Raw genomic sequence first — 20,879 nt, 5'->3', positions numbered from 1 at the left:
GGAACGTAACAATCTCTCGCGCAGCGGCACTTTCCCCCCAAGCTTCCTTATCAAATCCAGGGATATTCCCATTCGGTTGAAATGTTGGCGTAAGGTAAAGAACAGCGGTAAATCGAAAAATTTACCGACGAGGGAGGAAAAGGAGTAAGATAAGCAGATAACATTGCTGTTGGCCGAGATTAATGCTTGTTACCCTTGCCTGTAACCTGGATGTCAACGCACTTTCTGTTAACAAATTAAAGAAAGTGATTAATGACAATATAGCGGAGTTAGTGCCGGCGCTGACCAGCGGACTCAGTTTTTATTCTGAAAGCGCACGCTATGCCGAAGATTCATTAGAAATACTTGATATAGTGCAACAGGGTGGTAGCGATTATTCAATGAGTTATCGTTATAAGTGGGGCATTTTTAATGCCTGCCTGGATATCAACAGCGAAGACACTCTCAGCGATAGCGTCCGGTTCCGTGTGACAGAACGGGGTTTAATCTTCGACATCATTGATAACTCACGTCCATCAACAGCGGATGAATTGTAAGTTTACGTAATAACTACAGGCCAAACGCGAAAAAATGATTTATATTCACTTTACGGGAAGTTTATTTAAAGACCGTTAAGCTGCCTCCGTCCATGATGTAAATCAGCTTACTCACATAGTGTTATCACACCGCAATTAAGACTTACGGAGGGGATGATATGGATGAGTATTCGCCTAAGCGACACGACATTGCTCAGCTCAAATTCTTGTGCGAAAATTTGTATGATGAAGGTATCGCTACCCTGGGAGACAGTCATCATGGGTGGGTCAACGATCCGACGTCCTCCGTCAACCTGCAGCTTAATGAGTTGATCGAACATATCGCTTCGTTTGTGATGAGCTATAAAATTAAATACATGGACGAATCTGACCTGTCGGAGTTAGTCGAAGAATATCTCGATGATACCTATACGCTGTTCAGCAGTTACGGTATCAATGATTCCGACCTGCGCCGCTGGCAAAAAACCAAGGCGAGATTATTCAGAATGTTCTCAGGAGAGGACATCTGTACGACAATGAAAACTTAAGGGATAATTATTCCCGAGCTATTTTTACGGTTATTAAACTAAAGGCCACCATGACTAAAACCGACTATCTGATGCGTTTACGTAAATGCACCACGATTGATACTCTCGAACGTGTTATTGAGAAAAATAAGTACGAGCTTTCCGATGATGAACTGGAGCTGTTTTACTCAGCGGCCGATCACCGTCTGGCAGAGCTCACCATGAACAAACTGTATGACAAAATCCCCACCTCCGTTTGGAAATATGTCAGATAATCAGACCCCCAACGCGTTGAGCCGATGCTTTTATCGGCTTCAATGTTCAAGCTGAATACGTACTTTTCCTATTGACAGTAAAACTTCATTTGCACTCCCCCTTTCAATAATAATATTGCCTGGAAGCAATTTTCTTTTTAAATCGAGACAGGTTACGCCATCGCCCCCTCATTATGCTTGCATCCAGAACCGCTAATTCATTATCCAAAAGAATTGAGGGCGGGAAGAAAAGAAATGCCTTGTCGCTCTGCCTGATGGCAGAAAGGGATAATCGATGAGTAGAAGAGAGACGGCAAAAGTGCGGATTGGCGAAGGCCAAATGGGTGGGGACCCTGCCAGCTACATCCCGGCACACACGTCACCTGCTGCGGCTGCTTCCTTCCGGACCTGACCGAGTTCACAAGTTAGTGTTGCGGGAGAACCAACAGGGCCCCCATTGACGGCTTCTGTACTCTGAAGCGGTGGGCATTATCGGCGATGCCCCGCCAAATAGCAAGCCAACCGGGGCTAACCGCTGTTTTCTTACCCACCTGCACTGTGGCACACTCTTCGCCTGGATTTTGACTCGCGCAGGAACAGCAATATGCAACCAGAAGACGCCTCTTTCAGCCAGCGGGTATTCCACATCGTGGCCGCCATTCCTTACGGCAAAGTCACCACCTACGGCGAAGTCGCCCGGCTGGCCGGTTCACCGCGCGCCGCGCGCCAGGTTGGCGGCGTGCTGCGGCGTTTGCCGGAAGGCAGCGCGCTGCCCTGGCACCGGGTGATCAACCGGCACGGACAGATCTCGCAGCAGGGGGAGGATTTTCAACGGCAACGGCAGGCACTGCTGGCGGAAGGGATTATTTTCGGCCCGCACAGCACGGTCGATTTCGAGCGCTACGGCTGGCGCTGGTAAAACAAAACAGCCTTTGGCCGAAGCGCAAAGGCTGTTGATTTCATCTTGCTGTACCGCAGGAAATTTACTGCATGGCGGTTGGCGCAGCCTGAATCGGCACACCCTGAACCGGAACCAGCAGCAGATCGGCGCGGGTACCGTTGCGGTTAACCACTTCCTGGATAGTGTCGGTAATAAACATCAGTCGCCCGTTGACCGTCACCGCCGCGCTCAGAATGATACGCGCATTCGGTTGGATGTCGGACGGATTGTACGGTAGCGTAAAGTTGAATGGCGCCTGTTGCCCTTCAGTACGTATCGCGCGCTGTGCAATCACTTTGGACGGTGCATCCGCCAGCGAGGCGTCAGAGAGGGTGACCGTCAGTACGGCGTCCGGCGGCAGCGCAATACGCTGACGTATATTAACCGAACCTGTCACCGCCGGGCCTTGAATCTGCGTTTGCGCAGCCGCCGGATTACCGGCTGCCTGTGTAGGCACATCAGCACTCTTTTGCGCGCATCCTGCCAGCGTGATCGTCAGTGCCGCGGCACCGCCTACGATTTGCCAGAGTTTCATGGATCGGTCTCCTTTTTTATTATCAACATGTTGGTGGCTTTCACCACCGCACTTATTAAACCTAGCACAAAACACTGATAAATCCACTTTACCCCGCCTATTAATCACTTAAACAGCCCAGGGCGCCCACGATTAAGAGCATTCTCATCGGCCCTGTAATGCAAAATGTTGACGCCACACCGTGATATTCCGCACACTGCGCAAAATGATTATTAGAAAGGTAACAATTTTATGAGCCAGGCATTGCAAAACCTCCTTGATCTGCTGGATCTGGAGAAAATCGAAGAAGGGCTGTTCCGCGGCCAAAGCGAAGATCTGGGGCTGCGCCAGGTGTTCGGTGGACAGGTTGTCGGCCAGGCGCTCTACGCCGCCAAGCAGACGGTGCCGGACGAGCGCAGCGTGCACTCGTTCCACAGCTACTTCCTGCGCCCGGGCGACAGCAGCAAACCCATCGTTTACGACGTAGAAACCCTGCGCGACGGCAACAGCTTCAGCGCCCGTCGCGTCAGCGCTATTCAGCACGGCAAACCTATTTTCTATATGACCGCCTCTTTCCAAAGCCCGGAAACCGGTTTCGAGCACCAGAACCTGATGCCGGACGTGCCGCCTCCAGAAGGGCTGCTGTCCGAGTCAGAGATCGCCCAGAAGCTGGCGCATATGCTGCCGGAAAAAGTGCGCGAAAAATTTATCGGCCAGAAGCCGATCGAAATGCGCCCGGTGAAATTCCACAATCCGTTGAAAGGCAGCGTGGAAGAGCCGCATCGCTACGTGTGGTTCCGTGCCAACGGCAGCATGCCGGACGATCAGCGCATCCATCAATATCTGCTGGGCTACGCGTCGGACTTTAACTTCCTGCCGACGGCGCTGCAGCCACACGGCGTCGGCTTCCTCGAGCCGGGCATGCAGGTGGCCACCATTGACCACTCAATGTGGTTCCACCGTCCGTTCCGTATGGATGACTGGTTGCTGTACGCGGTGGAGAGCTCCTCCGCCTCCGGCGCACGGGGCTTTGTGCGCGGCCAGATCTACACTCGCGACGGCGTACTGGTCGCCACCACCGTGCAGGAAGGGGTGATTCGCCAGCGCGACGCCTAATCCGCAATATAAAGTAAGGGGCGATGTTTCCATCGCCCCTTTTTGCTTCATCATTATTTTAGTCTTTCGCGCACTGCCCTGCTTCGAGTCTTATTGGTTGTAGGCGCTCTCGCCGTGGCTGTTGACATCCAGCCCTTCGCGCTCCTGCTCTTCCGGCACTCTCAGCCCCACCATCGCGCCCGCAATCTTGAAGGCGATAAAGGCGGCGATGCTTGACCACACCAGCGTAATCACGACGCTCAGCAGCTGGATCCACACCTGATGCCCCATCGTCACCCCTTCGGCATAGCCGGTGCCGCCGAGGGAAGAAGCGGTGAACACGCCGGTCAGCAGACAGCCGACGATGCCGCACACGCCGTGCACGCCGAACACGTCGCAGGTGTCGTCCACTTTCAGCCATTTCTTCAACGTCACGACGCCCCACAGGCCGGCGACACCGCCCACCAGGCCGATGATCAACGCGCCGCCCACGCCGACGGTGCCCGCCGCCGGCGTCACCGCAACCAGCCCGGCGATCATGCCGGAGCAGGCGCCCAGCAGCGAAGGCTTGCCGCGCAGCACCCACTCTGCGAAGGTCCAGGAGAGAATGGCGCCCGCGGTAGCCACCACCGTGTTGAGGAATGCCAGGGCCGCGATGCCGTTGGCCGCGCTGGCGGAACCGGCGTTGAAACCGAACCAGCCGATATACAGGATGGACGCCCCGGTAAACACCATCGGCAGGTTGTGCGGTTTGAACGCCTCTTTACCGAAGCCGGCGCGTTTGCCGAGCAGATAGGCGCCGATCAGCCCCGCGCTGGCGGCGTTGATGTGTACCACGGTGCCGCCGGCGAAGTCCAGCGCGCCGTCGGTGGCCAGATAGCCACCGCCCCACACCATGTGCGCGATCGGCAGGTAAGACAGGGTGAACCACAGGATCGCGAAGATCAGCACCGCCGAGAAGCGAATGCGTTCGGCGAAGCCCCCCACCACCAGCGCCACAGTAATGCAGGCGAAGGAGGCTTGGAAAGCGACGTGGATCATCTGGCTGATGCTGCCAGTGACGCTGTCGATGCCGATGCCTTTCAGCATCGCCGTCTCGAATCCGCCGAACACCGCATTGCCTTCGCTGAACGCCAGGCTGTAGCCATACAGCACCCACAGCACGCAGACCAGCGCGAAGGTGACGGTGACCTGCGTCAGCATCGACAGCACGTTTTTGCCGCGCAGCAGGCCGCCGTAAAACAGCGCGATGCCCGGCAGCGTCATGAACAGCACCAACGCGGTGCAGATCATCATAAAGGCGTTGTCGGCCTTATCGGCGACCGCCGGGGCGGCCAGGGCCAAAGAAGGAACCAGGGTTACCGAACTCAGGCCCAACATGGATAACAGTCTTTTCATTATCAATCCATCCCCATTGCTTAACTGAGTTCGTGGTTACAGTGCCGATTCGTCGGTTTCGCCGGTGCGAATGCGGATCACGCGTTGCAATTCGGCAACGAAAATTTTGCCGTCGCCGATTTTGCCGGTATAGGCGGCTTTGCTAATCACATCAACCACTTCATCCAACTGATCGTCGGCGATAGCGATATCGATTTTGACCTTGGGCAGGAAGTTGACGTTATATTCGGCGCCGCGATACAGCTCGGCATGCCCCTTCTGGCGGCCAAAGCCCTTCACTTCGGTTACGGTCAACCCCTGAATGCCCACGGAGGACAGAGCCTCGCGCACATCCTCCAGCTTGAACGGTTTGATTACCACGGTCACCAGCTTCATATTGCCCCTCCACGAATTAAGCCCAAACTCACCCCTGGTACGCGTCATATGTAGCAAGGGCTGTGCCAAATTTAATTTTGCATGACGATTCAGCGGATTAGCGCACACGCGGGCGCCGCCGCGACGCAGCGCAGCGCCGATACCTTGAATGGGTTAAATAATGCGCACTGATTTGGTGCACATCGCGTCGAAAAAGTGCAGAAAGGGGGCATGGCACAGGCGGGTTGCCTGCTTGTGGTGCGTGGGAAAGAAACAAGGGCCGCGATCGCGGCCCCTGGGATCAGGCGGGTTGACTCTCCTCGCGCACCGCTTCCGCCAACTGCTCGCCCGCCAGCTGCAGCTGATACATCTGGTAGTAGCGCCCCTGCTGCGCCAGCAGCTGTTGATGGTTGCCCTGCTCCACTGCCTGGCCGCGATGCAGCACCAGGATGGAGTCGGCATCGACGATGGTCGACAGCCGGTGGGCGATCACCACCAGCGTGGTGTGCTCGCGGATCGCACGCAGCGCCCGCTGGATCGCCTGTTCGGTGCCCGAGTCGATATTGGCAGTCGCCTCGTCGAGAATCAAAATCTGCGGCGCCTGCACCAAGACCCGCGCCATCGCCAGCAGCTGTTTCTGCCCGACCGACAGGTTATTGCCCTGCTCCCCCAGGCGGGTGTGGATACCCTGCGGGAAGCCGCGCACCAGACTCGCCAACTGCACCGTTTCCAGCGCCCGCCAAACGGCGTCTTCCTCGATGTTACGCCCCAACGTGACGTTGGCCAGTACCGAATCGGCGATCACCACCGGATCCTGCTGCACCATCGCTACACCCTGACGCAGCGTGCGGTGCGACAGGCTGGATATCGGGCGTCCATCGAGACGCACTTCCCCCTCGCTGACCGGGTAATAGCCCATCAGCAAGTTGGCCAAGGTGCTCTTGCCGCTGCCGGTATGTCCGACCAGCGCCACGAAGCCGCGTGAGGGCACCGCCAGCGAAATATGCTGCAGCACCTTTTTGTCCGCACGGTAAGCGAAGCTCAGATCGGTGATGTCGATGCGGCCACCGGCCAGAGGACGATCGTCGGCACCGTAACTCTGCTGGCTGCGATCCATCAGCTCGAAAATGCGTTCGCCGGCCACCACCGCCTGCTGCAGGATCGACTGCTGTGACGTCAGCTCGATCAGCGGTTCATTCAGGCGCCCCAGGTAGTTGATGAAGGCGTAGAGGACGCCGACGCCAATCACGCCCTCGCCGCTGAAGCCGAACAGCATCAACAGGCCGCACAGCACCAGCGCTGAAAACAGGCTGAGCAGCGGCCGCAGCAGAAAACCGTCGAGCCGCAGGGTCTGCATACGCGCAAGATAATGCGACTGGCTGGCGGCGCTCATGCGCTCGCCGAAGCGCACCTGCTGGCGGAACTGCTGAATCACGCCCATGCCGTTGATCACTTCGTTGAAACCGTCGTTGATGTCCGCCAGATAACTGCGCACCCGGCGCACAATCGGCGTGCTGTAGTATTGATAGATGCCCATCACCACGAACACCGCCGGGAAGATGCAGATAGCCACCAGCGCCATGCGCCAGTCGAGGCTGAACATCGCCACCAGCATGGCGCCGATCAGCGCGGCGCTTTTCAGCACCGTGGAGACCACCATCACGTACAGATCCTTGATCACTTCGGTGTCGTTGGTAACGCGCGAGATCAATTGCCCGACCGGTTGTGTGTCAAAGGCGCTGAGCGGTTGGCGCAGCGCGGCGTCCATCACGTCGGTACGCAGCCGCTGCACCACGCCCACCGCCGCCTGGTTGAACAACAGCGCCTGGAAGTAGTGCAGCGCCGCCGCCAGCAACTCCAGCAGAATGTAGGCCGCCGCCAGCCCGCCGACAATCACCAGCGGCAGTTGCCCTTTGGCGACGTAATTATCGATAAAATAGCTGACCAGGATCGGCCCGGCGACTTCCGCCGCCGCCGCTATCCACAGCATCAGCACCGCCAGCCCCAGCGGTTTGCGGTACGGCGAGCCGTAGGCCAGCAGCCGCTTCAGCGTCGGCCACAGCTTTTGCACTTTATTCATTGGCCAACGCCTCCTCGCCGTTTTCCGGCGCTTCGTCCAGCGCCGCTTCCAGCTGCTGATAACGGTACATATCGCGATACCAGCCCGGCTGCGCCGCCAGCGCCGCCGGATCGCCGCGCTGTGCAACGCCACCGTGCTGCATCACCAGGATTTCGCTGGCTTCGGTCAATGCCGACAGCCGGTGCGCGCTGATGATCACCGTGCGATCTTGCCCCCAGCTGCGCAGGTTGTGCAGGATTTGGTGTTCGGTACGGCCGTCCACCGCCGACAGCGCGTCGTCGAGGATCAAGATCTCTGCATCCAGCAGCAGCGCACGCGCAATGGAGATGCGCTGTTTCTGCCCGCCCGACAACATCACGCCGCGTTCGCCCACCTCGGTGTCATAGCCCTGCGGCAACCGCAAAATGTCCTCATGGACGCTGGCCAGCCGCGCTGCCTGTTCGATCTGCGCCTGCGTCGCGCCCGGATGGCCCAGCGCGATGTTGTTCGCCACGGTATCGGAGAACAGGAACGGCGTTTGGCTCACCACCGACAGTCGCGAACGCCAGTCGTCAAGTTTGACCTGCGGCAACGGCAGGCCGTGATAGCGGATCTGCCCTTGGTCGACGTCGAACTGACGCTGGATCAGCGACAACAGCGTCGATTTACCGGCCCCGGTCGGCCCGCACAGCCCCAGCATTTGCCCTGGTTTCAGCGTCACCGCCACATCGTGCAGCGCCGGATGTGGGTTTTCCGGGTAGTGGAACGCGCGGATATCTACGTCCAGCACGCCGCGCCCGGCCGGCAGCGCCTGTGGGCCATCCTGCACCGCCGGCGCCTCATCAAGCAGGCTGCGGATGCGGCTGTAGGCCGCGCTGCCGCGTTCGACGATGTTGAACATCCAGGCCAGTGCCAGCATCGGCCAGATCATCAGGCCGAGATACATCACAAAGCTGGTCAGTTGCCCGAGCGTCAGCGAACCGTTCACCACCATCCAGCTGCCGCCGCCAATGGCCAGCAGGTTAGACGCACCGATGGCGATATAAATGGTCGGATCGAAGCGCGCATCCACCCGCGCCACGTGCATGTTCTTGGCCCCGGTCTGCGCCGCCACCTCGGCGAAGCGGTTGGATTGGTGATCTTCCAGCCCGAAGGCCTTGATCATGCGGATGCTGGTCATGCTTTCCTGCGCCTGATCGTTCAGGCTGGAAAACGCCGCCTGTGCCGATTTAAAGCGCTGGTGCAGCTGATCGCCGTAATATTTGATGGCGATCGCCATCAACGGCATCGGGATCAACGCCAGCACTGTCAGTTGCCAGCTGATTTGGGTGCTCATCACCACCAACACCACCAACCCCATCACCAGCGAATCCACCAGCGTCAGCACGCCTTCACCGGCGGCGAATACCACGCGATCCACGTCGTTGGTGGCGCGCGCCATCAGATCGCCAGTGCGGTGACGCAGGTAAAACGCGGGGTTTTGCCGGCTGAGCTGACGGTAAAAGTTTTCGCGCAGCTCGACCGCGAGCTGGTAGGACGCGCCGAACAGCAACACCCGCCACACATAGCGCAGCAGGTAAACGACGATCGCGGTACCGATCATCAACCCGAGCCAGGCCATCAGCACGCCGGTGGACATCTGTTTTTCGGTGACGCCGTCCACGATGATGCCGACCAGCTTAGGCGGCAGCAGTTGCAGGATGGCGATGACGATCAGCACCACCACCGCCCCGAGGTAGCGGCGCCACTCCCGGCGGAAGTACCAGCCGATTTGAGCAAATAATCTCACGCAGTTTGATTCCAGGGTTTTATGGGATTTGTCTCTTTTTCTGCTTCAGCAGAGCAGGATACCACCGTTGAGCCGCCCGTCCGGTGAACTTTTCACTCCGGCACCGGCAGCGCGGTGGTGTATTTGATTTTTTCCATGGCAAAGCTCGAGGTGACGTCGATGAGGCCCGGTACGCCGTTCACCAGACGCTTATAAAAGCCGTCGTAGCTTTTCATGTCCGCCACTTCGACCTGCATCAGGTAGTCGTACTCTCCCGCCATGCGGTAAAACGCCAGCACCTCGGGCATCTGGCTGGTCAGCTGCACAAAAGCCTGATACCACTCGCTGCTGTGCTGCTGGGTTTTGATCAGCACGAACGCCGTCAGCCCCAGGCCGAGCTTTTCATTATCCAGCAAGGCCACCCGACCGCGGATATAGCCCTCGTCTTCCAGACGCTTCAGGCGTTTCCAGCACGGCGTCGAGGTCAAATTGACCGCATCCGCCAGCGCCTGCAGCGACTGGGTGCAATCTTGCTGCAGCATGCACAGCAGCTTACGGTCTGTTTTATCTAACATAGCGGCCACCAGGAGAAAAATTTTCTCTCATTAGGCGATTAAACAGGAAAAATGGCAATCCTTTTTTCCCGCCGACAGGCTATGCTACGCCATAAATCAGCCCCCTATTCTGAGGCCAAATCATGACAAACTCTTGGGTAAAATATGCTATCGGTGAAATAGAAGCGGATTTTCAACGCTCCGCCGATACGCACCTAATTCGCCTGAACCTGCCGGCGTTTCCCGGCATCTGCCTGTACCTGAAAGATGAGAGCACCCACCCGACCGGCAGCCTGAAACACCGCCTGGCGCGCTCGCTGTTCCTTTACGGCCTGTGCAACGGCTGGATCACCGAGAACACCACCATCATCGAGGCCTCTTCCGGCAGCACCGCGGTGTCCGAAGCCTACTTCGCTCGCCTGATCGGCCTGCCGTTCATCGCGGTGATGCCGTCCTGCACCGCGCGCCGCAAGGTGGAACAGATCGCCTTTTACGGCGGCCGCTGTCACTTCGTCGATCACGCCGCCCAGATCTACGCCGCCTCCGAACAGCTGGCGAAAGAGCTGAACGGCCACTATATGGATCAGTTCACCTACGCCGAGCGCGCCACCGACTGGCGCGGCAACAACAACATCGCCGACAGCATCTTCCGCCAGATGGCGCGCGAACCCTTCCCGGTGCCGAAACACATCGTAATGAGCGCCGGCACCGGCGGCACCTCCGCCACGCTGGGGCGCTACATCCGCTATCAGGGGCACGACACCCGGTTGACGGTGGTCGATCCGGAAAACTCGGTGTTCTATGACTGCTTCCACCACGGCGATCGCACCCTGATCGGCAGCTGCGGCAGCCGTATCGAAGGCATCGGCCGCCCACGCGCCGAGCCGTCGTTCATCCCATCGGTGGTCGACAACATGCTGCGCGTGCCGGATGCTGCCAGCGTCGCTACTATTCACTGGCTGGAAGGCGTGCTGGGCCGCAAGGTTGGCGCCTCTACCGGCACCAACGTTTGGGGTGCGCTGCAGTTGGCGAAGCAGATGCGGGAAAACGGCGAGCAAGGATCGATCGTCACCCTGCTGTGCGACAGCGGCGAGCGTTACCTGGATACCTATTACAACCCGGAATGGGTCAGCAACAACATCGGCGATCTGCAGCCGTATCTGGCGCAGTTGGCGGATTTGTAACGCCAGGCGTTAGGTAAAAAAAAAGCCGGGTAGTCATACCCGGCCGGCTGTAAGGAGAACCTCATTCTTCGGGGGAATAGGTGAGGCAAGGTGAACGCAGCCAATGTTGTAAATAGTGGGCCACCGCCTGTTGCTGGCAATAGCCGATAACCGGTAGCTGCGGCAGCAGGGATTTCAGCTGCGGCAGGGCGTTGCCCATCACCACGCCGTGCCCCACCGCCCCCAGCATCTCTTTGTCGTTCATTGCGTCGCCGAACGCCATGCAGTCGGCCATCGTCAGCCCCAGATGGCGGCTCAGCCGGTCCAGCGCCGTACCCTTGTTGCAACCGAGCGGCAACACCTCCAGGCAGTCGTAGGCGGAAAAGCACAGATCGGCCTCACCACCCAGCTGTGCCCGCAGCTGCACCTGCAAGGCCAGCAATTCCTCATGCGGCGCGACAAAACACACCTTGCTGTTGCCGAACGCCGGCAGGCGGCGCACGTCGGCCAACTGAAAACGAAAGCCGCTCAGGTGATGCGCCCGCAGCATCTCTTCCGGCACGGGGAATTCGGTCAGCCAACCTTCGTCGCGGAACACATGCATGCTGGCGCAGGTGCGCCAATGATGATGCAGCACCTCTTCGGCGACCGCCGCCGGCAGATCGGTGGCATGCAGCTGCTGGCCGCGGTTGTCATACACCCGCGTGCCATTGCCGGTGATCAAGTAGCCCTGCAGCCCCAGCTGCGCCATGATCGGTTGCGCATCGAGGTAGTGCCGTCCGGTGGCGAACGTCACCACCATCTCCCGTTCCACCAGCTGGTTCAGCACCGCCAGCGTTTCCGGGCCAACCCGGTGATCCGGCATCAACAGCGTGCCGTCCATATCGAAAGCTGCCAGGCGATACATAGAGACCTCTGAATGTGAACGCGATTACAATCACTGCAGTATGGGATGGCATTTGCGGAAGTAATAGTGAACAATTTGAGAAAACTGTTCCGGATTTCTACTCATGCGCCTGGTTCACCGTCTCAGCCAATATCAACGCCTGTACCATCAGCTCGGCAGCGCGCCGGTCGCCGTGACCATCGGCGAACTGGCGGCGATGTTCTATTGCAGCGAGCGACACGCCCGCACGCTGGTGCAACAGCTGCAGGATCAAGGCTGGTTGAGCTGGCATTCGCAGCCCGGCCGCGGCAAACGCGCTCGCCTGCACTGCCTGAAAACCCCGGATGAACTGCGCGCGCAGCTACTGCAACAGCTACTGCAACAGGGCAACCATCAGGGGGCGCTGGAGATGGCGCAACTCGATCCGCAACACCTGCAGGATCTGCTCAGCCCGCACCTCGGCGGGCAATGGCAGGCCGGCAGCCCGACGCTGCGCATTCCCTATTACCGCACGCTGGAAGCGCTCGATCCGCTCACGCTGACCGGCCGCGCCGAACAACATCTGGTGTCGACCCTGCACGCCGGGCTGACGCGCCTGGTGACCGGTAACCCGGAACCGCAGCCCGATCTGGCGCACCACTGGCAGATTGACGATCGCGGCCTGCGCTGGCGCTTCTTTCTGCGCAGCCAGCTGCGCTGGCACAACGGTGAACCGCTGACCGGCCACCAGCTGCTGCAAACGCTGGAAAAACTGCAGCGCCACCCGCGTAGCCAACCCAGCTTGGCCAACGTCGCGAACATCAGCCTGCCGCATCCGCTGTGCATTCAGTTTGATCTGCAGTTGCCGGACTATTGGCTGGCCCACCGGCTGGCGGAGCTGCCTTGTCTGATGACCCATCCGGAGCTGCCGGCCATCGGCGCCGGCCCGTTCAAACTGACGTTGAATGAACCGCAGCTGGTGCGGCTAGAACAGCACGCCGGTTACCATCTGCAGCATCCGTATCTGGACACCATCGAATACTGGATCACCCCCGATCTGCCCACCGCCGGCGCCGACGCCAGCTGCCAGCATCCGGTGCGCATCACCATCGGTCAGCAAGACGATTTGGCGCAGGCCCGGCCGGTACAGCGCAGCATGAGCCTGGGCTGGTGTTATTTGGCGCTGAACCTGCGCCACGGCGTGCTGAGCGAAGCCCAGGGGCAAAAGCTGCTGATGCTGATCCAGCAGTCAGGCCTGCTGAACCATCTGCCGATCCCCAACAGCGTGATCACCCCCAGCCATGAAATGCTGCCCGGCTGGCGCATTCCCAGCCAACAGATTGAAGAAGATGTCCCCCTGCCTGCCCGGCTGACGCTGCTGTATCGGCCGCCGGTCGAGCTGGAAACAGTGACGGTCGCGCTGCAACAGCTGTTGGCGCAGCACGGCTGCGAGCTGGAGGTGCGCTACTACGCCGGCAAGCGCTGGCAAAGCGAGGAACAGATCGCCCAGGCCGACCTGCTGTTGGCGGACAACCTGATCGGCGAAGCGCCTGAGGCGACGCTGGAGAGCTGGCTGCGGCAGGATACGCTGTGGCGCGGCATCCTGACGGAAAGCCGCTGGCAACAGCAACAGGAGACGCTGCAGCAGATCCAGCAGCTGCAGGCGCAGCAACCGCGCTTCGAGCGGCTGCAGGCCTATTACCAACGGCTGATGGCCGCCGCCATCATCACGCCGCTGTTCCACTACCAGTATCAGATCAGCGCGCCGCCGCGCATGCATGGCGTGACGCTGACCGCGCACGGCTGGTTCGATTTTTGCCAGGCGTGGCTGCCGCCGCCGGTGGACGACGCACCGATCTGAGCCGAACCGCCCTGCGCCTGGCGGCCCTTTCTGCTACTATTGTCGCCGCAACGCAATATTTATCCTGCCGCCCGAATGTGTATCGGGAATGGCCAAAGTCCAAAAAGGTGATTTTATGAAGCGCGCGGTTGTCGTTTTCAGCGGTGGACAAGACTCCACGACCTGCTTGATCCAGGCATTGCAACAGTATGACGAAGTTCACTGCGTCACGTTCGATTATGGCCAGCGCCATCGCGCCGAGATTGAAGTGGCTCAAGAGCTGTCGGTGGCCCTCGGCGCCAAAGCGCACAAGGTGCTGGACGTAACGCTGCTCAATGAGCTGGCCGTCAGCAGCCTGACGCGCGACAATATTCCGGTTCCCGCCTACGATCCCAACCAGAAAAACGCGCTGCCGAGCACCTTCGTGCCGGGCCGCAATATCCTGTTCCTGACGCTGGCGGCGATCTACGCCTACCAGGTGGAAGCGGAAGCGGTGATCACGGGCGTGTGTGAAACCGACTTCTCCGGCTACCCGGATTGCCGCGACGAGTTCGTTAAAGCGCTGAACAAAGCGGTGACGCTGGGCATCGCCCGCGATATCCGCTTCGAAACGCCGCTGATGTGGCTGAACAAGGCCGAGACCTGGGCGCTGGCGGATTATTACCACCAGTTGGATCGCGTGCGGCAGGATACGCTGACCTGTTACAACGGCATCAAGGGTGACGGCTGTGGTGAATGCGCTGCCTGCAACCTGCGCGCCAATGGCCTGATGCAGTACCGGGCCAACCAGGCGGAAGTGATGGCGGCGTTGAAACAGAAGGCCGCTCTGGCCTGAGGCAGTGACGGCGGCAACCTCTGCCGCCCGTGAGTTTACTGCGGGTTTTCCTTCAGCGTGAGCGCCTCCAGGTGCTCGCGCAATTCGCCTTCAATAGGCAGCGCCCGCTGCGTTTTCAGATCGACGCACACGAAAGTCAGCAGCGCGTCGGCCACCGACGTCCCCGCCGGATCCTGCGTCACCTTTTGGCTCAGCACCCCGCTCTTGCCGTTGAGCTGCACCATCTGGCTGTCGATACGCAGCTTATCCCCCAATACTGCCGGGCTGCGGTAATTGATATTGATGTTCACCACGATGAAAGCGATGTTGTTTTCCGTCATCCAGCGGAACCCGGCCTCGTTTTCCAGCCACTCCCAGCGCGCCTCTTCCAGAAACTCCAGATAGCGGGCGTTGTTAACGTGCTGGTAAACATCAAGGTGATAACCGCGAACTTTGATAAAGGTTTGCATAGGGAACGATCGCTCCTGCCTGGTGATTACAGAAAGAGGGAGCCGCAGAGGCTCCCTCGCCCGTTTGGTCAACGCGCCAAACTGGTAAGACCTGTAAAATGTAGCAGAGGAGTCACGGCCTCAGCGGCATTTTGCCACGCAGCCGCGACCGGGATCACATTTTCAGTCGGGTGCGGTTCTTCTCGAACAGCGCCGGCCCGATGCCCGGCACCTCCTGCAACTGCTCAACCTGGGTGAACGGCCCGTTCTGTTCGCGGTAGCGCACGATGCCTTCCGCCTTCTTCAGACCGACACCGCTCAGAGCCGCTGCGAGCTGTTCGGCGGTGGCCTGATTGATGCTGACCGCCGTCTCTTCGGCCGCCTTGGTCATCACCTGTTGCCCGCCATTGCCCGCCGGTGTTGAGAGCATCGGCGCCGGCGCATCGGCTTTATCCGTCGCGGCGGCTGGCCCCGCGAGGCATAACAACAGCGCGGTCAGCGCCGCTTTGACGTGATGACGGTAACCTGATAACGCTTTTTTCTCTGTATGTTGCATGCTGTATCCTCCTTGTGTGTGACAGCACGGCTACCTTGCCGCGGTGGCGGATATTCAGCAATCGGCGGATATCAGATGTGGAAAAGGCCGCGAAAGCGGCCTTTGTTTGTTGCACTGCGTTGCAGAAAAATGCGGCGATTACTGCGGCTGTTGCTCAGCGGCGCCCATTTTGATTTTGGCTTCTTTACGCAGGCTCGCCAGCAGCGAATCGAAGGAAACGCCGGTCGCGCCCTCTTCCATCTTGCCGACGAAGGTTTTCATTTCGTCTTCCGGCAGCGTGCCTGGCTTCACCGCATCGAGTGCGATCAGCACCACGTTGTCCTGGCGATCCTGCGACATGCCGTACACCGGTTTGCCGTCCTGCGGGTGCGGCAGCGCGAACACGCTCTCCACCAGCTGGCTGTCTTCCGGCGCGCGCGCCATCTTCTGCACGGCGCCAAAGCTCAGGCCGGCGGCTTTCATCGCCTCGTCGCCCTTGCCCTGCTTCAGCTCAACCAGCAGCTTCTCACCCTGCAGCTTCGCTGCCTGCAGCGCCTTGTTGCGCTTCACCAGATCTGCCACGCGGTCTTTGACCTGGTCGAACGGCTCGATGCCTTCCGGCTTGTGGCCACTCACGCGCACCACGAAGGCGCGGTCGCCGTCTACGGTGATAACGTCAGAGTTGCTGCCCGGCGCGCCGTTCTCGCCGATCAGCGAGCCGTCGAAGATCGCCTGCACGACCGGCTTGAAGTTCAGCGCGGCGGGAATGTTGTCGCGGGTGAACCAGTCGCTTTGCGCCGCTTTCACGCCGGCCGCTTCTTCAGCCGAGGCCAGTGATTCGTTGTCGCTGGTCGCCGCTTCGCTCACCTTCTGCTGCAGCGCGTAATACGCGTCTACCGCTTTCTCCTGCTGCACCTGCTTGGCGATAGCATCATGCACTTCGCTCAGCGGTTTCAGTTTCTCAGGTTCGATGTCGTTCAAACGCACGATCAGGAAGCCGACAGAGGATTTCACCACGCCGGACAGCTGCCCTTTCTCGGTCAGGTTAGCCTGTTTCAGCTCGTCGGCGGTGGTTTCCGGCTCCAGCCAACCCAGCTCACCGCCGGTACGGCGTGAGATGATGTCGGTGGATTTCTCTTTCGCCAGGGTGGCGAAATCGGCACCCTTCTTCAGCTCGTCCAGCGCCGCGTTGGCTTCCGCCTCGGATTTCAGCTGGATCACGCTGTAGTTTTTACGCTCCGGCTGGCCATAGCTGCTCTTGTGCTGGTCATAGTAAGCGCTGATGTCCTCTTCGCTCACTTTCACCTTGTCCTGCATGGACGCGGCATCCAGCGGGATATAGCTCACCTTCACCTGCTCCGGAGCGATGAAGCTGTTTTTATTCTGATCGTAATACGCCTTCAGTTCGTCGTCGCCGGCGCTCTGTTTCGCCTGCAGCGCTTTCAAATCGATGGTCGCCAGGCGCACGTCGCGCTCCTGCAGCACCAACGCCGCCATGGCTTGCGATTCGGACGGCAGCACAAAGCCGGAATCGCCGAAGGCCTGGATCACCTGCTGATTGACCAATTGCTGACGCATCGACTGCGCGAAATTGTCGGCGGTGTAGCCCATGCGGCCGATCAGGTCGAGGTATTTGGCGTTATCAAACTGGCCGTTGGTCTGGAAGTAAGGCGCCTTGCGGATGGCGTCCTTGATCTGATCGTCGCTGACCGTCAGGCCCAGTTTCTTGGCGTACTGGTCGAGCAGCATGTTGTCGATCAACTGGGACAACACCTGACGGCGCATCTGCTGCATGTAGCCTTCGTTGCCGGCCAGCGCGGAGAACTGGTCACCCAGTTGCTGCTGCATGCGGCTACGCTCGCTTTGGAAAGCCTGTTCCAGCTGAGCGCGTTCGATCGTCTGACCATTTACTTTCGCAGCATAATCGCCGGAGCCGCCGATCAGGTAGTTACCCACCCCGGTCAGAACGAATGACAGGATGATCAGGGCCAGGATGATTTTGAGCACGACGTGATTGGCAGCCGCGCGTAAATTGTCCATCATAGTGTGACAACACTCCGCTGTGATGTGGATTAACAACCCTTGTGCAGGCGCGTTCCCTGCGACAAAAATAAAAAAAGCGCATCAGTCCGATGCGCCTTGTATCTTACCTTACCAGCACCGCTGCGTCAGGTGATTGTTTATTACAAAACCCTGTTACGCTAAACGGTTAGACGCTAAATCAGTTTACAGCGTCTTTCAGCGCTTTCCCTGCACGGAAGGCCGGTACTTTGGCTGCCGCGATTTTGATCTCTTTACCGGTCTGCGGGTTGCGGCCGGTACGAGCCGAACGTTCACGCACGGTGAAGGAACCGAAACCTACCAGAGCCACGTCATCCCCTGCTTTCAGAGAGTCGGTAACGGAAGCGATTACTGCGTCTAAAGCACGTCCCGCTGCCGCTTTGGAAATATCAGCACCTGCGGCAATCTTGTCGATCAGTTGTGACTTATTCACTCTATCATCCCCTCTAGAATTCTATCGTCGCACCGAAAAATCCCTACGGTTGCGACAGCGCAGCTGTTATATCAATCCCATCGAACCTTGGCAAGCCACCGACTGGGTGGCAAAACGCGGGCCGACAGAGATCTAACTTAGCGGTACAAAAAAATACTGGCAAGTCCGAAATGGCTTGCCAGTATAAGTTTTATCAATGGTTTTTGCGATTCGTCACTATTTTGCCGCTACCGGCAGTGCGCCGAAGGCCGGGTTTTGCAACGCAATGTTCAAAACTTCATCGATTCGCTGCACCGGATGAATCTCCAGATCGGCGATAACATTGTCCGGGATCTCTTCCAGATCGCGCTTGTTCTCGTAAGGGATCAGCACGGTTTTGATGCCACCGCGATGCGCCGCCAACAGCTTCTCTTTCAGGCCGCCGATCGGCAACACCTGGCCGCGCAGCGTGATCTCGCCGGTCATCGCCACATCGGCGCGTACCGGGTTACCGGTCAGGCAGGAGACCAGCGCGGTGCACATCGCGATACCGGCGCTCGGGCCGTCTTTCGGCGTCGCCCCTTCCGGCACGTGCACGTGGATGTCGCGTTTCTCGTAGAAATCGGCGTTGATGCCCAATTTCTCCGCGCGCGCACGCACCACGGTCAGCGCCGCCTGAATCGATTCCTGCATCACCTCACCCAGGGAACCGGTGTAGGTCAGCTTGCCTTTGCCCGGCACGCAGGCGGTTTCGATGGTCAGCAGATCGCCGCCCACTTCCGTCCACGCCAGCCCGGTGACTTCGCCCACGCGGTTTTCGGTATCCGCACGGCCGTAATCGACGCGCTGCACGCCCAGGTAATCCTTCAGGTTGTCGCCGTTGATCTCGATATGCTTGAGCTTCTTGTCCATCAGCAACGTTTTCACCGCTTTACGGCACAGCTTGGAGATTTCACGCTCCAGGCTACGCACCCCGGCTTCGCGGGTGTAGAAGCGAATGATGCCGATGATGGCGCTGTCGTCGACCGTCAGCTCGCCTTTTTTCAGCGCGTTGCGCTCAAGCTGCTTCGGCAGCAGGTGCTGCTTGGCGATGTTGAGCTTCTCGTCCTCGGTGTAACCCGACAGGCGGATCACTTCCATACGGTCCAGCAGCGGCGCAGGAATGTTCATCGAGTTAGAGGTGGCAACGAACATCACGTCGGACAGATCGTAATCGACTTCCAGGTAGTGGTCGTTGAACGCCACGTTCTGTTCCGGATCCAGCACCTCCAGCAGAGCGGAAGCCGGATCGCCGCGCATGTCGGAAGACATCTTGTCGATCTCATCCAGCAGGAACAGCGGGTTCTTCACCCCAACCTTAGCCATCTTCTGGATCAGTTTACCTGGCATCGAACCGATGTAGGTACGACGGTGACCGCGGATTTCCGCTTCGTCACGCACGCCGCCCAGCGCCATGCGCACGTACTGGCGACCGGTCGCTTTGGCGATCGACTGCCCCAGTGAGGTTTTACCCACGCCCGGTGGCCCCACCAGACACAGGATCGGCCCCTTGATTTTGCTGACGCGGCTCTGAACCGCGAGGTACTCGAGGATGCGATCCTTGACGCGCTCAAGGCCGTAGTGATCGGTATCGAGCACTTCCTGCGCCTTGTTCAGGTCTTTTTTCACCTTGCTGCGCGCATTCCACGGCACCTGCAGCATCCAGTCGATGTAGCCGCGCACCACGGTCGCTTCCGCCGACATCGGCGACATCATCTTCAGCTTTTGCAGTTCCGCTTCGGTTTTCTCGCGCGCCTCTTTCGGCATTTTCGCCGCATCGATCTTGCGCTTCAGCGCTTCGTGCTCGTCCGGCGCGTCGTCCATTTCGCCCAGTTCTTTCTGAATCGCCTTCATCTGCTCATTCAGATAGTACTCGCGCTGGCTCTTCTCCATCTGCTTCTTGACGCGGTTGCGGATACGTTTCTCAACCTGCAGCAGGTCGATCTCCGATTCCATCATCGCCATCAGGTATTCCAGACGCTCGGTGATGTCGGACATCTCGAGCACCGACTGCTTGTCGCTGAGTTTCAGCGGCATGTGGGCAGCGATGGTGTCCGCCAGGCGCGCGGCGTCGTCGATGCTGTTCAGTGAGGTCAGCACCTCCGGCGGGATTTTTTTGTTCAGCTTGATATAGCCTTCAAACTGATTGATCGCGGTGCGCACCAGCACTTCCTGCTCGCGCTCGTCGATCGATGGCGACTCCAGGTATTCCGCCTGCGCGGCGAAATGCTCACCGCTGTCGGACAGCGTAGTGATGCGCGCGCGCTGCAGCCCCTCGACCAGCACTTTTACCGTGCCGTCCGGCAGCTTCAGCATCTGCAGGATCGACGCTACGGTGCCAACCGAGAACAAGTCGTTAATGCCAGGTTCATCCGTTGAGGCCTCTTTCTGTGCCACCAGCATGATCTTCTTATCGTGATCCATTGCGGCTTCGAGGCACCGAATCGATTTTTCCCGGCCAACAAATAACGGGATCACCATGTGCGGATAAACCACCACGTCGCGCAATGGCAGGACGGGGATTTCAATGCGTTCGGAACGCTCAGGGTTCATAGAGCTCTCTCTTAGTTTAATTTCCGCCAGGTTGAGGGGGAATCTCATGAGACGCAAGCATCTAACGTTTCATAAAATCTGGTTAATGAGTATATGGGGATGAATCTCTTACATTCAACGGCAAGAATGCAGGAAAAAGAAATGGGGGATGAAATCCCCCATTTTGCTGA

General features: G+C 58.8%; 20 protein-coding genes and 1 other RNA gene. 8 read left to right on the top strand and 13 right to left on the bottom strand.

Going from position 1 to position 20,879, the window contains the following annotated elements; all coding sequences use genetic code 11:
• The first annotated feature begins 182 nt into the window (after positions 1 to 182).
• From WA302_RS01230 to WA302_RS01220, 3 genes are all read left to right on the top strand, one after another.
• Entirely contained in the window at positions 183 to 536 is a 354-nt protein-coding gene (locus tag WA302_RS01230) for a hypothetical protein (protein ID WP_025301779.1), read from the top strand.
• 158 nt (positions 537 to 694) lie between these two features.
• Positions 695 to 1,063, top strand: coding sequence for an Hha toxicity modulator TomB (gene tomB / locus WA302_RS01225; RefSeq protein ID WP_004940312.1), 369 nt, complete (start codon positions 695 to 697; stop codon positions 1,061 to 1,063).
• A 50-nt stretch (positions 1,064 to 1,113) separates the two neighbouring features.
• Positions 1,114 to 1,317, top strand: a complete 204-nt coding sequence (locus WA302_RS01220; protein ID WP_004940313.1) for an HHA domain-containing protein — start codon at positions 1,114 to 1,116, stop codon at positions 1,315 to 1,317.
• 330 nt (positions 1,318 to 1,647) lie between these two features.
• Here the strand turns inward: WA302_RS01220 and ffs are convergent.
• Positions 1,648 to 1,744: signal recognition particle sRNA small type (gene ffs / locus WA302_RS01215), an RNA gene on the bottom strand.
• 156 nt (positions 1,745 to 1,900) lie between these two features.
• Here ffs and WA302_RS01210 point away from each other — a divergent pair.
• Positions 1,901 to 2,215, top strand: coding sequence for an MGMT family protein (locus WA302_RS01210; protein WP_025301778.1), 315 nt, complete (start codon positions 1,901 to 1,903; stop codon positions 2,213 to 2,215).
• 64 nt (positions 2,216 to 2,279) lie between these two features.
• Here WA302_RS01210 and WA302_RS01205 read toward each other — a convergent pair whose 3' ends face one another.
• Positions 2,280 to 2,771: a YbaY family lipoprotein gene (locus WA302_RS01205; RefSeq protein ID WP_025301777.1), complete on the bottom strand. Its 492-nt coding sequence runs from the start codon at positions 2,769 to 2,771 to the stop codon at positions 2,280 to 2,282.
• A 231-nt stretch (positions 2,772 to 3,002) separates the two neighbouring features.
• Here WA302_RS01205 and tesB point away from each other — a divergent pair, with 231 nt between their 5' ends.
• Positions 3,003 to 3,866 carry an acyl-CoA thioesterase II gene (gene tesB / locus WA302_RS01200; RefSeq protein ID WP_016928847.1) on the top strand — a complete coding sequence of 288 codons (864 nt, stop codon included), beginning with the start codon at positions 3,003 to 3,005 and terminating at the stop codon, positions 3,864 to 3,866.
• A gap of 90 nt (positions 3,867 to 3,956) precedes the next feature.
• Here tesB and amtB read toward each other — a convergent pair whose 3' ends face one another.
• From amtB to WA302_RS01175, 5 genes are all read right to left on the bottom strand, one after another.
• Positions 3,957 to 5,243, bottom strand: coding sequence for an ammonium transporter AmtB (gene amtB / locus WA302_RS01195; RefSeq protein WP_144334749.1), 1,287 nt, complete (start codon positions 5,241 to 5,243; stop codon positions 3,957 to 3,959).
• A 36-nt stretch (positions 5,244 to 5,279) separates the two neighbouring features.
• Complete coding sequence (gene glnK, locus WA302_RS01190) at positions 5,280 to 5,618, bottom strand: P-II family nitrogen regulator (protein ID WP_004940327.1); 339 nt, start codon at positions 5,616 to 5,618, stop codon at positions 5,280 to 5,282.
• A 280-nt stretch (positions 5,619 to 5,898) separates the two neighbouring features.
• Positions 5,899 to 7,677: a multidrug efflux ABC transporter permease/ATP-binding subunit SmdB gene (smdB, locus tag WA302_RS01185; RefSeq protein ID WP_260515488.1), complete on the bottom strand. Its 1,779-nt coding sequence runs from the start codon at positions 7,675 to 7,677 to the stop codon at positions 5,899 to 5,901.
• Complete coding sequence (gene smdA / locus WA302_RS01180) at positions 7,670 to 9,445, bottom strand: multidrug efflux ABC transporter permease/ATP-binding subunit SmdA (RefSeq protein WP_336062346.1); 1,776 nt, start codon at positions 9,443 to 9,445, stop codon at positions 7,670 to 7,672. Before smdA ends, smdB begins: the two co-directional genes overlap by 8 nt.
• 92 nt (positions 9,446 to 9,537) lie before the next feature.
• Positions 9,538 to 9,999, bottom strand: coding sequence for an Lrp/AsnC family transcriptional regulator (locus WA302_RS01175; RefSeq protein ID WP_004940330.1), 462 nt, complete (start codon positions 9,997 to 9,999; stop codon positions 9,538 to 9,540).
• 122 nt (positions 10,000 to 10,121) lie between these two features.
• Between WA302_RS01175 and WA302_RS01170 the strand changes: the two genes are divergently transcribed.
• Positions 10,122 to 11,162, top strand: a complete 1,041-nt coding sequence (locus WA302_RS01170) for a PLP-dependent cysteine synthase family protein (RefSeq protein WP_025301773.1) — start codon at positions 10,122 to 10,124, stop codon at positions 11,160 to 11,162.
• A gap of 61 nt (positions 11,163 to 11,223) precedes the next feature.
• On the opposite strand, the gene cof is transcribed toward WA302_RS01170, so the two are convergent.
• Positions 11,224 to 12,048 (bottom strand): HMP-PP phosphatase, encoded by an 825-nt coding sequence (gene cof, locus WA302_RS01165; RefSeq protein WP_260515489.1) that lies wholly within the window; start codon positions 12,046 to 12,048, stop codon positions 11,224 to 11,226.
• Between the two features lie 103 nt (positions 12,049 to 12,151).
• Between cof and WA302_RS01160 the strand changes: the two genes are divergently transcribed.
• Together WA302_RS01160 and queC are read left to right on the top strand one after the other, a co-directional pair.
• Positions 12,152 to 13,867, top strand: coding sequence for an SgrR family transcriptional regulator (locus WA302_RS01160; RefSeq protein ID WP_260515490.1), 1,716 nt, complete (start codon positions 12,152 to 12,154; stop codon positions 13,865 to 13,867).
• A 115-nt stretch (positions 13,868 to 13,982) separates the two neighbouring features.
• The gene (queC, locus tag WA302_RS01155; RefSeq protein WP_025301770.1) at positions 13,983 to 14,681 is read left to right on the top strand and encodes a 7-cyano-7-deazaguanine synthase QueC; all 699 of its coding nucleotides are present in this window, start codon (positions 13,983 to 13,985) and stop codon (positions 14,679 to 14,681) included.
• A gap of 35 nt (positions 14,682 to 14,716) precedes the next feature.
• On the opposite strand, the gene WA302_RS01150 is transcribed toward queC, so the two are convergent.
• The 5 genes from WA302_RS01150 to lon form a co-directional block, all read right to left on the bottom strand.
• The gene (locus WA302_RS01150; protein WP_049206198.1) at positions 14,717 to 15,130 is read right to left on the bottom strand and encodes an acyl-CoA thioesterase; all 414 of its coding nucleotides are present in this window, start codon (positions 15,128 to 15,130) and stop codon (positions 14,717 to 14,719) included.
• A gap of 154 nt (positions 15,131 to 15,284) precedes the next feature.
• Positions 15,285 to 15,665 carry a ComEA family DNA-binding protein gene (locus tag WA302_RS01145; RefSeq protein ID WP_089180601.1) on the bottom strand — a complete coding sequence of 127 codons (381 nt, stop codon included), beginning with the start codon at positions 15,663 to 15,665 and terminating at the stop codon, positions 15,285 to 15,287.
• Between the two features lie 138 nt (positions 15,666 to 15,803).
• Positions 15,804 to 17,687, bottom strand: coding sequence for a peptidylprolyl isomerase (ppiD, locus tag WA302_RS01140; protein WP_025301767.1), 1,884 nt, complete (start codon positions 17,685 to 17,687; stop codon positions 15,804 to 15,806).
• Positions 17,688 to 17,865: 178 nt separating this feature from the next.
• A complete protein-coding gene (hupB, locus tag WA302_RS01135) occupies positions 17,866 to 18,138 on the bottom strand; it encodes a nucleoid-associated protein HU-beta (protein WP_004940351.1) in 273 nt (90 codons plus the stop codon).
• A 216-nt stretch (positions 18,139 to 18,354) separates the two neighbouring features.
• The gene (gene lon, locus WA302_RS01130) at positions 18,355 to 20,709 is read right to left on the bottom strand and encodes an endopeptidase La (protein ID WP_025301766.1); all 2,355 of its coding nucleotides are present in this window, start codon (positions 20,707 to 20,709) and stop codon (positions 18,355 to 18,357) included.
• Positions 20,710 to 20,879: the final 170 nt, after the last annotated feature.

This window comes from Serratia sp. 201, assembly GCF_037027545.1.
Lineage (GTDB): Bacteria > Pseudomonadota > Gammaproteobacteria > Enterobacterales > Enterobacteriaceae > Serratia > Serratia bockelmannii.
This window is presented reverse-complemented; position numbering and strand designations above follow the sequence as displayed.